At 63.6% G+C, this 13,410-nt stretch carries 7 protein-coding genes; 4 read left to right on the plus strand and 3 right to left on the minus strand.

What is annotated here, in order from left to right; translation table 11 throughout:
* Positions 1–23 precede the first annotated feature (23 nt).
* The 4 genes from LWE61_RS08455 to LWE61_RS08470 all read left to right on the plus strand — a co-directional run bounded on the left by LWE61_RS08455 (position 24) and on the right by LWE61_RS08470 (position 9,103).
* Positions 24–1,478 (plus strand): NAD(P)-dependent oxidoreductase, encoded by a 1,455-nt coding sequence (locus LWE61_RS08455; protein ID WP_234149617.1) that lies wholly within the window; start codon positions 24–26, stop codon positions 1,476–1,478.
* An 86-nt stretch (positions 1,479–1,564) separates the two neighbouring features.
* On the plus strand, positions 1,565–2,260 hold the full coding sequence (locus tag LWE61_RS08460) for a DUF2059 domain-containing protein (protein WP_234149618.1): 696 nt from the start codon (positions 1,565–1,567) through the stop codon (positions 2,258–2,260).
* A gap of 198 nt (positions 2,261–2,458) precedes the next feature.
* On the plus strand, positions 2,459–6,979 hold the full coding sequence (gene gltB, locus LWE61_RS08465; protein ID WP_234149739.1) for a glutamate synthase large subunit: 4,521 nt from the start codon (positions 2,459–2,461) through the stop codon (positions 6,977–6,979).
* A 1,443-nt stretch (positions 6,980–8,422) separates the two neighbouring features.
* A complete protein-coding gene (locus LWE61_RS08470) occupies positions 8,423–9,103 on the plus strand; it encodes a glutathione S-transferase family protein (protein ID WP_234149619.1) in 681 nt (226 codons plus the stop codon).
* A gap of 45 nt (positions 9,104–9,148) precedes the next feature.
* Here LWE61_RS08470 and LWE61_RS08475 read toward each other — a convergent pair whose 3' ends face one another.
* From LWE61_RS08475 to LWE61_RS08485, 3 genes are all read right to left on the minus strand, one after another.
* Positions 9,149–9,670, minus strand: a complete 522-nt coding sequence (locus LWE61_RS08475; protein WP_234149620.1) for a hypothetical protein — start codon at positions 9,668–9,670, stop codon at positions 9,149–9,151.
* 87 nt (positions 9,671–9,757) lie between these two features.
* Entirely contained in the window at positions 9,758–10,867 is a 1,110-nt protein-coding gene (locus tag LWE61_RS08480; RefSeq protein WP_234149621.1) for a CaiB/BaiF CoA transferase family protein, read from the minus strand.
* A 112-nt stretch (positions 10,868–10,979) separates the two neighbouring features.
* Positions 10,980–13,253, minus strand: coding sequence for a ribonuclease R family protein (locus LWE61_RS08485; RefSeq protein ID WP_234149622.1), 2,274 nt, complete (start codon positions 13,251–13,253; stop codon positions 10,980–10,982).
* Positions 13,254–13,410 lie beyond the last annotated feature (157 nt).

A 13,410-nucleotide genomic window follows, 5' to 3' on the forward strand; every position in this document is an offset into this window, starting at 1 on the left:
CAGAACTTCGGGAGCAGCAGTTCATGGGTGACAACCCGATGCTGAAGTTTGTCGTGCGCGAGCAATCCTACCCGGACAAACGGTCCGCGGCGGAACGCGCTCATGATTTCGGAGAAATCTACGGCCGCTATGCCGTGCCAAAGGCGGAGAATCAGGCCGCGCGCTGCTCGCAATGCGGCGTGCCTTACTGCTCGGTCCATTGTCCGCTGCAAAACCACATCCCGGACTGGTTGCGCCTGACCGCCGAGGGGCGGCTGCGCGAAGCCTATGAGATGAGCAACCTGACCTCCACCATGCCGGAGATCTGTGGCCGCATCTGCCCGCAGGACCGGCTGTGCGAGGGCAATTGCGTCATCGAATTTTCCGGCCATGGCGCCGTCACCATCGGCAGCGTGGAAAAATTCATCACCGATACCGCGTGGGAAGAAGGCTGGGTCGAACCGGTGCGTCCGGGCACCCCCACCGGTCAGAGCGTGGGCATCATCGGTGCAGGTCCGGCGGGCCTGACGGTCGCCGAATATCTGCGCGTGGCGGGGCATGAGGTGCATGTGTACGACAGGCACGACCGGGCGGGCGGCCTGCTGACCTATGGCATCCCCAACTTCAAGCTGGAGAAGGATGTCATCATGCGCCGGGTCGACCGGCTCAAGGCGGCGGATATTCATTTTCATCAGGGGTTCGATGTCGGCCGCGACGCGACACTGGACGAATTGCGAGGCAAGCATGACGCGCTGCTGATCGCGACGGGCGTGTACAGGGCGCGCGACGTCAAGATGCCGGGCGTGGGCGCAAAGGGCGTGGTCAAGGCGCTGGACTATCTGATCGCGTCCAACAAGGCGGGCTTTGGCGACGTGGTGGCGGATCATGAGGATGGTTCGCTGCTGGCCACGGGCAAGAATGTGGTGGTGATCGGCGGCGGCGACACCGCCATGGATTGCGTCCGTACCGCCATGCGGCAGGGCGCGAAATCGGTGAAATGCGTGTATCGCCGCGACCGGGAAAATATGCCGGGGTCGCAGCGCGAAGTCGCCAATGCGGAAGAGGAAGGTGTGGAGTTCGTCTGGCTGGCCGCGCCGGTCGCGTTCGAAAGCACCGGGTCCGATCCGGTGGTGACGGGCATCCGCGCGACCAAGATGCGCCTGGGCCAGCCCGACGCCAGCGGTCGCCGCGCGCCCGAACCCGATGCGAGCAGCGAATTCTCGCTGGAGGCCGATCTGGTGATCCAGGCGCTGGGTTTCGACCCGGAGGAACTGCCCGTGCTGTTCGGCGCGGAGGATCTGGCCGTCACCCGCTGGGGCACGTTGCGGATCGACCATAAGACGATGATGACCAGTCTGGACGGCGTGTTCGGCGCGGGCGACATCGTGCGCGGGGCGTCGCTGGTGGTGTGGGCGATCCGCGACGGGCGCGATGTGACGGAGCATATGCAACGCTATTTGAAGGCCAAGGCGGCGGCGGTGCGGGAGGCGGCGGAGTGAGGCGGCGGCTTCTGGCCATCCTGTTCGCGGCGCAGTGTGCAGCGATGCCATTCATAGCCCCGCCTCTGGCCGCGCAGGAGGCAAAGGTGGCAGCGCTCGCCGCCGACCCCGCGCATCTGGCGGAGGCACGGCGCACGGTCGACGCTACTTTCCCGGTCGGCACCTATCGCAAGATGATGGGTGGCAATTTCACGAAGATGATGGAGGGCATGTCCTCCCGCATGCTGGACATGCCAGTGCGCGACCTTGTCGCCATGGGCGGCATGAGCGCGGAGGAGACGGCACGCATGTCCGACGCGACGATGCGGCAGGTGATGGAGATACTCGACCCCGCCTTTGAACAGCGCAACAAGGCTATGTTCGACACGATGATCATGGCGATGGCCGACATCATGAACGATCTGGAGCCGGAAATCCGGGTCGCGCTGGCGGATGCCTATGCCGGCCGGTTCACGATGGCGCAGTTGCAGGATCTGAACCGCTTCTTCGCGACGCCCACGGGCAAATATTATGCGGAGAATGCGATGACTTTGGCCATGGACCCCGCGTTCACGGACAAGATCATGAAGCTGACGCCGCGCATCATGGAGGCCATGCCTCGGATCGTGAAGAGCGCGATGGCGCAGACCAAGGGCCTGCCCCCGCGCGAAAGCTATGGCACGCTGTCCCCGGCGGATCGGGAACGGTTGGGCAAGCTATTGTCCCTGCCCCCGGCCGAGGCGGAGAAGGCGGTCAATGTGCTGGAAAAACAGCAGCGCAAGCAGGACGCCGGCGCATCATGACCCGCTGGTAAGCGGTGCATGACGGGAGGGGGACAGAGGAGAAACAGGCAGGCCGGCATACCGGCCGCCGCGTCTTGGAAATAGCGCATTGCCGGAAGCGGGCCACCCAGCGGCCCGACCGGGCGATGCCGAAGCGGAACGAAGGACAGGCCCATGACTGACAGCCCCACGACTGGTTGTGATTCGGCGAACTGGCCGATGCGCATGGATTCCGAGTGCATCCGCATCGCCCGCGACGGCATGTATCGCCCCGATCTGGAGAGCGACGCCTGCGGCGTGGGCCTCGTCTCCGCAACCGACGGCAAGCCATCGCGCCGGGTGGTGGAGAGCGCGATCGACGCGCTGAAGGCTGTATGGCATCGCGGCGCGGTGGATGCGGATGGCAAGACGGGCGATGGCGCAGGCATCCATGTCGACCTGCCGGTCCGCTTCTTTGACGACGCCATCGTTACGTCCGGGCACAAGGCCAAGCCGAACCGGCTGGCAGTGGGCATGATCTTCCTGCCGCGCACCGACCTGGGCGCGCAGGAGACGTGCCGCACCATCGTCGAGAGCGAGATCATCGACGCGGGCTACACCATCTATGGCTGGCGGCAGGTGCCCGTCGATGTCTCCGTAATTGGTGACAAGGCGCAGCGGACCCGGCCGGAAATCGAGCAGATCATGATCGCCGGTCCCCTGCCGGAGGAGCAGGATCTGGTGGCGTTCGAGCGCGAGCTATATCTGGTGCGGCGGCGGATCGAGAAGAAGGTGATCGCGGCGCAGATCAACGATTTCTACATCTGTTCCCTGTCGGCGCGGTCGATCATCTACAAGGGGCTGTTCCTAGCGGAATCACTGTCGATCTTCTATCCCGACTTGCAGGACGAGCGGTTCGAGAGCCGGGTGGCGATTTTCCACCAGCGGTACTCCACCAACACATTCCCGCAATGGTGGCTGGCGCAGCCGTTCCGGTGCTTGGCCCATAATGGCGAGATCAACACGATCCGCGGCAACAAAAACTGGATGAAGAGCCATGAGATCAAGATGGCCAGCATCGCCTTTGGGGATCGCAGCGAAGACATAAAGCCGGTCATCCCGGCGGGCGCGTCCGATACCGCCGCGCTGGACGCTGTGTTCGAGACGTTGTGCCGGTCGGGCAAGGATGCACCGACCGCCAAGCTGATGCTGGTCCCTGAAGCTTGGCAGGAGAATGGCGAGACTCCGCCGGCGCATCTGGCCATGTATCAATATCTCGCGTCCGTCATGGAACCGTGGGACGGCCCCGCCGCGCTGGCGATGACCGATGGCCGCTGGGTCGTCGCGGGGCTGGACCGCAATGCGCTGCGCCCGCTGCGCTATACGCTGACGTCCGACAATCTGCTGATCGTGGGATCGGAGGCGGGCATGGTGGTCGTGCCGGAGCAGACCGTGCTGTCCAAGGGACGATTGGGTCCGGGGCAGATGATCGCGGTCGATCTGGCGGAGGGTCAGGTCTATCTCGACCGCGCGATCAAGGACCGGATCGCGGCGGAAAAGCCCTATGCCGATTATGTGGGGGGTTTCCGCACCGCGCACCACCTGCCCGACCCCGCGCCCGACGCGCGGCCGGAGTGGGAACGCGCCGAACTGCTGCGCCGTCAGGTCGCGTCCAACATCACGATGGAGGATCTGGAGCTGATCCTGGCGCCGATGGTGGAGGATGCGAAGGAGGCGATCGGCAGTATGGGGGACGACACGCCGCTGGCGGTCATCTCCGCCAAGGACCGGACGCTGAGCCATTTCTTTCGCCAGAATTTCAGCCAGGTGACCAACCCGCCGATCGACAGTCTGCGCGAACGGCATGTGATGAGCCTGAAGACGCGCTTCTCCAACCTGGCCAACATCCTGGAGGATGGGGGGGAGAATGGTGACGTGCTGGTGCTGGATTCGCCAGTGCTGCTGTCCGACGATTGGTCGAGCCTGCAACGCTATGTTGGTGGTGGGGTAGCCAGCATCGACTGCACCTATGAGGCGGAGGGCGACACGACCGCGCTGCGCGCCGCCATCGCCCGCGTACGGGAGGAGGCGGAGAATGCCGTGCGCGCAGGGCAGACCGAATTGTTCCTGACCGACGAGCAGATGGGGCCGGGGCGCATCGCCATCCCCACGATATTGGTCGCGGCGGCGGTGCATACGCATCTGGTCCGCAAGGGGCTGCGCTCCTACTCCTCCGTCAATGTCCGTTCGGCGGAATGCATCGACCCGCATTATTATGCAGTGCTGATCGGTGTCGGCGCGACGACGGTGAACGCCTATCTCGCCGAGGCAAGCATCGCGGACCGGCATGCGCGCGGCCTGTTCGGCGAGCGGCCGCTCAAAGAGTGTCTAGAGCGGTATCGCACTGCGATCAACGAGGGTCTGCTCAAGATCATGTCCAAAATGGGCATCGCGGTCGTGAGTTCGTACCGGGGCGGTTATAATTTCGAAGCGGTGGGCCTGTCCCGCGCGCTGGTCAACGACCTGTTCCCCGGCATGCCGTCCAAGATTTCCGGCGAAGGCTATGCCTCCATCCATGTGACAGCCAAGCGACGGCATGAGGAAGCCTATGACAGCGCGGTCGTGCGGCTACCGGTCGGGGGCTTCTATCGCCAGCGCGGCGGTGGCGAGACGCACGCCTATAGCGCGCAGTTGATGCACCTGTTGCAGTCGGCCGTGGCGAGCGACAGCTATTCCACCTATCAGCAATTCTCGCGCGGGGTGCGGGACATGGCGCCCGTCTATCTGCGCGACCTGCTGGAATTCAACTGTACCAACCCCGCTGTCCCCATCGACGAGGTGGAGGCGATCACGGAAATCCGCAAGCGGTTCGTGACGCCGGGCATGTCGCTGGGTGCGCTCAGCCCGGAAGCGCATGAGACGCTGGCCATCGCGATGAACCGCATCGGCGCCAAGGCGGTGTCGGGCGAGGGTGGCGAAGCGGCGACCCGTTACAAGCCCTATGAAAATGGCGACAACGCCAACAGCTCGATCAAGCAGGTCGCGTCCGGCAGGTTCGGCGTGACCGCGGAATATCTGGGCGCGGCTGAGGAGCTGGAGATCAAAGTCGCGCAGGGCGCCAAGCCCGGCGAGGGCGGGCAGTTGCCCGGCTTCAAGGTGACGGAGATGATCGCCAAGCTGCGCCATTCGACACCGGGCGTGATGCTCATCTCACCGCCGCCGCATCATGACATCTATTCCATCGAGGATCTGGCGCAGCTCATCTACGACCTCAAGCAGATCAACCCGCGCGCGCGGGTGTGCGTCAAGCTGGTCGCACAGGCGGGCATCGGTACGGTCGCGGCAGGCGTGGCGAAAGCCCACGCAGACGTCATCCTGATCGCCGGCAATGTCGGCGGCACGGGCGCGTCCCCGCACACCAGCATCAAGTTCGCCGGCCTGCCGTGGGAGATGGGTCTGGCCGAGGCCAATCAGGTGCTGACGCTCAACAGCCTGCGCCACAAGGTGACGCTGCGTACCGACGGCGGCCTGAAGACCGGGCGCGACATCGTGATAGCCGCGATCCTGGGCGCGGAGGAATATGGCATCGGCACGCTGTCGCTGGTCGCCATGGGCTGCATCATGGTGCGCCAGTGCCACAGCAACACCTGCCCCGTCGGCGTCTGCGTGCAGGACGAAAAGCTGCGCCAGAAGTTCACCGGCACGCCGGAGAAGGTCATCAACCTGATGAGCTTCATCGCGGAAGAGGTTCGGGAAATTCTCGCCAAGCTGGGATTCCGTTCGCTCAACGAGGTGGTAGGCCGCACCGAACTGCTGCGGCAGGTCAGCCGAGGCGCCGATCATCTCGACGACCTCGATCTCAACCCCATCCTTGCCAAGGTGGACGCCAAGGATGAGGAACGCCGCTACAACCAGCCCGGTTGGCGCAACGAGGTGCCCGACAGCCTCGACGCGCAGATGATCGCAGATGCCAAGTCCGTGTTCGACCGGGGGGAGAAGATGCAGCTGACCTATACGGTGCGTAACACGCACCGCGCGGTCGGCACGCGGCTATCCTCCATGATCACATCGAAGTTCGGCATGTCCACATTGACGGACGGCCATGTCACCGTCCGTCTGCGCGGCAGCGCGGGACAGTCGCTGGGCGCGTTCCTATGCAAGGGCATCACGCTGGAGGTGTTCGGCGACGCCAACGACTATGTCGGCAAGGGATTGTCGGGTGGCATCATCGCGGTGCGGCCGCAGGTGTCCTCCCCACTGGAAAGCCAGATGAACACGATCATCGGCAACACGGTCCTGTACGGTGCGACATCGGGCAAGCTGTTCGCGGCGGGTCAGGCCGGGGAGCGGTTCGCGGTGCGCAATTCGGGCGCGCAGGTTGTGGTGGAGGGCTGCGGCGCTAATGGCCTCGAATATATGACCGGCGGCATTGCGGTGATCCTCGGCAAGACCGGTGCCAATTTCGGGGCGGGCATGACCGGCGGCATGGCCTTCGTCTTCGATGCGGAGGGCGAGTTCGCCAATGCCGCGAACCCGGAGGGAATCGTGTGGCAGCGGCTGGGCAGCGCCCATTGGGAAGCCGTGCTCAAGATGTTGATCGAGGAACATATCGCCCGCACCGACAGCAAATGGGCCGCTGGACTGTTGCAGGACTGGGACCGTCGTCGCGACAGCTTCTGGCAGGTCTGCCCGAAGGAAATGCTGCCCCGCCTCTCTCATCCGCTCAACGACACGGACCGGGTCGTCGAAGCGGCGGAATGATGCACGTCATGGCATCAGAGGATAGACACGTTTCATAAATACGGGCCGACAGAGATGCCTGTCGGCCCGTATTATCACTGCGAAGAATGAAATCGGTACTGGCCGATGCACCGGGCTCTCTTCATTCTTGCGGGGCACGATGACACTTGCGACGGGTTTGTAGGCACTCCAAGGCCGATACTAGCGCGGGCACGCATATATCGTGGAATTATCAACAGCCTTTGTAAGGCCGATTGTGACAGCGAAACCGCGCAACAAGACAGTATTATGATAAAATAGAAAATTCACCCTGTCCCAAAGTGTGCCATCTTACGCGGAAATGACACAACCTGCAGCACGTTATCAAATCTTCTCCCTCATTTGAGGGATGACCTTCATCCTCACCGGTAATAATGGCGCAACCAGTTTCGCTTATGGACGGAATATACGGTGGTGCAGGGGAATGCTATACCATGAATGCCTTTTCGAAAGATCATTTCCAAGAATAATTTGTTAAATACAGATTTTCAATACTCCGTCCGATAAAATCGCTTCGCATGTTGAAGAAATCTCTGCGACGCAAACAGACGAAAACCTGTTCTTGTGGCAGCACGGACGGAGTGGTCAGTGGCGAATGTACGCCGTGTAGCCTGCGCATCTGGTAGGCCTAACGACTTCTAAAGCCGAGCGCATAATCTTTCTCTCCCTCACGGATCACCATCCTATCGGGGCAATTCAGACATATCGGGCGAATAGGCGACCCGTTCTCCCACATCCAGTGCACGTGCCCCGATGAAGCCGCCCTCGCTACCATCCCCTTCACGCTGCGTGATAGCCGGCTCCGTGTCTGGCATAGGGATATATATGGGGGCAGGCGGCTCTGGCATTGCGTCATAGCGAGTTTCACGAACATAGACGTCGCGATCATATTCCGCCCGGTGTTCCGCCAAACTTGGCCCACACCCCCGGCAGACATAGTCGATCGGCCCGGTCGCTAGGGCAACTGGCTGGGAGATCGGCATGGACTCGACCATATCCTCGTGAGAGGCTGACCAGCTACTGTCGACGGAACTCCCCGCAACTGCGCTCGATCCCATGGCATAGCCAGCCAGCAGGAAACCGCCTGATGTACCCGCCAACATCAGCAATCCAGCGATCATGACAGTTTTGGCCTGCATCCTCTGCATCGCGCCATGTCCAAGCGAAGGTAAGTGAAGGAGAAATGTGCAGGCGAGGCAATAGGTTCCGTACGATGTCAGGACATGGCGGATGATCACATCCGATGGAGGGAACGCCCGCCCATGACTGCGCCCGACGGCCCGGCGGCAGGGCTGCTCTTCGAGGCATAATTTGCCATGTAGAAGCCAGCGCCACCTTCGCGCGCGACGCTTGCCCTGTGCAGTCGTATCGCTTTTGCGCAAAACCGGGTGCCACTTTTGCGCACGATGCTCTATTGGTCGCTCGATGTGGCAACTTTTCCAATTCCCGCTCTGTCCCTTTTCCCGCAAAGTCCGCCTGCTGCTGGCCGAAAAAGGCCAGACCTATGATCTTGTGCGCGAATCGCCCTGGGAGATGCGCGACGAATTCCTCGACATGAACCCGGCCGGGACGACGCCGGTCATGGTCGCTGACAGCGGCCCGGCGGCCGGGTCGGTGCTGATCGACAGCCAGGCGATCTGCGAATATTTCGAGGAGACAGTCGAACAGTTCCCGCTGATCGCCGGATCGCCCGCGACGCGCGCGGAAATCCGCCGCCTGACCGCCTGGTTCGACCAGATATTCTATAGCGATGTGGTGGCCCCGCTGCTGCATGAGCGCATGAAAAAGCGCATTCTCCACCGCGCTTCCCCCGACGCGGGGACACTGCGCGAGGCGATGAAACGCGCCAACACCCATATGGATTATGTCGACTATCTGCTCGATCATCGCAGCTGGATGGCGGGCGGCACGATGAGCTTGGCCGATGTCGCGGCGGCGGCGCATCTATCCGTCGCGGACTATCTGGGCGGCATCGACTGGGAAGGGCATCGCACCACAAAGCGGTGGTACGCGGGGATCAAGTCCCGCCCGTCCTTCCGCCCGTTGCTGTCGGAGCGGATGGAGATCATTTCCCCACCCAAACATTACGACCAGCCGGACTTCTGATCGCAAAACGCCGGGTCGGTGGCTGTCCGACCCGGCTGCACTGTTTTAGCGGCAGCCGTCCCGCTCCACCGCGCGGCCTGCCAGTGCGCCCGCGCCAGCACCCAGGATCAGGCCAGTGGTGCTAGGCTGGTTCCAGCGGCCACCACGCCCAATCTCCCGGCCCAGAAGACCACCTAGTACGCCGCCGACGATAGTGCCGGTCGTACCGGAACTACACCGCTGACGCGAACCATAGCGATAGCCGTTTTTGCCGCGATAAGCGCCATTGCCGCGATATTCGACAGGCCGATCAGGATAGCCATAGCTGTCGCCACGATAGCCACCGCCGCGATACCCATCATCCCGATAGCCGTCCCGATAGGCCGCGCCGTCATAGTCACCGCGATATCCGCGCTGATAGCCGTCATAGCCATCCCGCCGCTCCTCGGTCCGGCTATAGCTGCCGTCGGGGCCGCGATAGCTTTCCGAATAGCGATAGCTGCCATCCTGCGCCATGGCGGGCGTTGCCGCCACACCGGTCACAACAGCGCCGGTCAGTGACAGCGTGGCGATCATTGTTTTGAACATTGGTCCCTCCCATTGGGATTCCCTCGATGAAATCCTTTCTAGGTGAGTCGCCATGAGTCGTATCTGAATGGGCGTGTTATCCCCCGTTCAGATTAAGCCCGCCGCCGCCAGCCCGCCAATCTCCTCCGCCGAGAAGCCAGCGGCGGCCAGCACCGCGTCGCTGTCCTGCCCGACCAATGGCGGCGCGGCGGTGGCGGTGCGACCAGCCACGCCGGACAGGCGGATCGGGCTGGCTGGCACAGGGGTGCCTGCAACCTCAACCACTGATCCCCGCGCCACGACATGCGGGTCGTCCAGCAATTGCGAGCCATGGTTCACGATCGTCACCGCCGCACCCGCCGGGGCCAGCGCCGCCACCCAGTCCGCCGCAGGACGGGTCGCAAAGATGTCGGCAAGCTGGCGGGTCAGCGCCGCGGCATCTCCCCATTTGTGCAGCACCGGCTTCAGGTCCGGCACGCCCAGCCCATCGCACAGCGCGCCCCATGTACGCGGTTCGGAGGAAGCCACCGCGACATAGCGACCATCCGCGCAGGCATAGAGCTGCCGGTCAGGCGTGGGGCTGAGATAATAGGCCTTGTCCGACAGGGGCGCGATGCCCGCAGTCAGCAGCCAGCTCGTCGCCTCTGACAGGCTGATGTCGACAAAACTGCCCTCACCACCGCGCGCCACCTGCATCAGCGCGGCCTGTATGCCGATCACCGCCGCATTGGCCCCCGCCTGCAACGCCAGCGTGGAGGCCGGGTGCCAGGGCAGGTCCGGCGACAGCGCGCCGAGCAGGCCGGAATGGGCGAGATAGGACAGGTCATGACCCGCATGATCGGTGTAGGGGCCGTCCTGCCCGAAGCCGGTGATAGCGCACCAGACGATGTTGGGATTGACCGCCCGTGCCTGCGCATAACCATGGCCGCGCGCCTCCATGGTGCCGGGCTTGGCGTTTTCCACAACCACATCCGCCGCCGCGACGAGACGCGCAAAAACCGCGTTGGCTTCTGGATTGCGCATGTCGAGGGTCAGAGACTTCTTGCCCCGGCTCATCGCCACCTGCCGCACGACCAGGCTGGGTTGCCCCTTTTGCGCAGGGGATTCGATACGGATGACTTCAGCGCCCACGTCGGCCAGCGTCACCGTGCACAGGCCGCCTGGCGGAAATGCGGTGAAATCCAGAACACGGATGCCCGAAAGCGGCTTGGCCGACATATTGTCTCTCCCTCAAACACTCGCGTCATGCACTGGGCCGGCGGGCGAACCCCGTCAATTCCCGCATCGTCCCTCGCCGCAGTGAGCGGGCAAGCGATATATCAGAGCAATCCTAGCCCTTATGTCGTCCTTTTTTGCTGCCAATGTGGCGGATATTGCCGGGCCGCCCGCGTCGTTTGATCTCGCGCGGGGGGCGATGGCGATCCCGCCGATCCTGCATGCCCCCGAAATCGGCGCCGTCCGGCAAAGCAAAGCGCAGCGATCCGCTGATCGGGTCCGCCTCCACCAGCCGCAGTTCCAACCGCTGGCCGACGGCATAGCGTTCGCCGCTGCGCTCCCCTTCCAGCGCCTGCGACGCCTCGTCATACCAGAAACGCTCCGCACCCAGCGTGGACACCGGCACCAGCCCGTCGCCGCCCAGTTCGTCGACGGTGGCGAAAAAGCCGAAGTTGCGCACGCCGGTGATACGGCAGGGAAGCACCTGCCCGACCTTTTCCGACAGGAAGGCTGCGACATAGCGGTCCACTGTCTCGCGTTCCGCTGCCATGGCGCGCCGTTCGAAATCGCTGATCTTCTCACCGATGGGTCGCATGTCGTGGCGATCCTCCGGCGACAGGGCCGTTTCGGGCGCGATGCTTCCAAAGCCATCCTTGCCCTGGGGCGCGGGCATTTCCAGCTTGTACGCACCGACCAGCGAGCGATGGACTAGCAAGTCCGAATAGCGGCGGATGGGTGAGGTGAAATGGGCGTAGCTGCCCAGCGCCAGCCCGAAATGGCCGGAATTGATCGGACTGTAATAGGCCTGCGTCTGGCTCCGCAGGATTTGCTCCATGATCTGCGGACGGCGCGGATCGTCCGCCTCGATCTTCGCGATCAGCGTGTTGAAGGTGGCAGGCGAAATCACCTGCCCCAGCGCAAAGCTGATCTCGAACGTGTCGAGATAATCCTTCAGCGCAACCAGCTTCTCACGGCTCGGCGTTTCATGGTCGCGATACATGACGGGCGATTTCTTCGCCTCCAGCGCCTTGGCCGCCGCGACATTGGCCGCGATCATATAATCCTCGATCAGGCGATGAGCATCGAGCCGCTCCCGGATGGCAATGCTGGTAATGCGGCCCTTCTCGTCGATCACTACGCGCCGTTCGGGCAGGTCGAGGTCGAGCGGCTGGCGCGCGGCCCGCGCCTTGGCCAGCAATTGCCAGCAGGCCCACAGCGGGCGTAGCGCGCCCTCCGTCAGCGGATGGTCGATCTGCCCGTCGATGGCGGCCTGCGCCTGTTCATAGGGGATGTTGGCTGCGACCCGGATGACCGCGCGGGTGAAGCGCCAGCCGGTAACTGCGCCGCTCGCGTCGATGGTGAGGTGGCAGGCCAGCGCCGCCCGATCCTCGCCCGCGCGCAGCGAGCACATGTCGGACGACAGCGCATGGGGCAGCATCGGGACGACAAGGTCGGGGAAATAGACGCTGTTGCCACGCCGCCGCGCCTCCCGATCCAGCGAGCTGCCGGGCCGGACATAGAAGCTGACGTCGGCAATTGCGACGATGGCCTTATAGCCGCCGGGATTACTCGCATCCTCGTCCGGGCTGGCCCAGACGGCATCGTCGAAATCGCGCGCGTCCACCGGGTCGATCGCAACGATGGGCAGGTCACGCAGATCCTCCCGCGCTTCCGTCTCCAGCGGCAGGTTATGGACCTTGGCGGCCTCTTCCTCCGTCTCCGTCGCGAAGATGTTGGGGATGCCATATTTGTGGATAGCGATCAGGCTGAACGAACGCGCCTGGAAGGGGTCGCCCAATATGTCGGTTACGCGCGCGGAAATGCGCGGCGGACGGCCGGTCTGTTCCGCCAGCACCAGATCGCCGGGCTTCGCATCGCCCGCGTCGCTGACCCGCGTCTCATGTCGGATACGCTTGTCGACGGGGCGCAGCACCAATGCGCCGTCCGCCTCCCGGTGCAGCACGCCCAGCATCGCCTCCGCGCCTGCCGCCAGTTTCTTCATCGGATGCGCGACGATGCCGCTGCCCGCTTCCTCTGTCCGGGCAAGGATGCGATCGCCGATGCCCAGAGCGCCCTTGCGACCTCGCTCGATGACGCGCAGCTTGGGTGGAGGCATCCCTTCCGCTTCCCATTTTTCCGGCACGGCAACGGGGACATTACCCTCGATCGCGATGATGCGCAGCACCGTGACCTTGGGCACACCGCCCATCTTGTGGAAGGCGCGGGCCGGCCCGATGTCGATCAACCCCTCGTCGGCCATGTCCTTGAGCAGGGACTTAAGCTGGATTTTTTCCTGCCCATGCAACCCGAACGCCTTAGCGATCTCCCGCTTGCCCGCAGGCGTTTCGGACGAGGCGATAAAGTCCAGCACCTGTTGCCGGGACGGCATGCCGGGCTGGATCTTGGGCTTGTGCGACCGGGAAGGCCGAGCGGATGCGGAGGGAGACCGGGTGGCCTTGCCGAGCGTGCGACCGGCAGCGGGACTTTTCGAGGGGGTTTTGGGGGCCATTCCCCCGGTATAGGCGGATCGAAGGGATCGTCCAGTG

Origin of the sequence: Sphingobium sufflavum (genome assembly GCF_021403115.1) — a bacterium.
Lineage (GTDB): Bacteria > Pseudomonadota > Alphaproteobacteria > Sphingomonadales > Sphingomonadaceae > Sphingobium > Sphingobium sufflavum.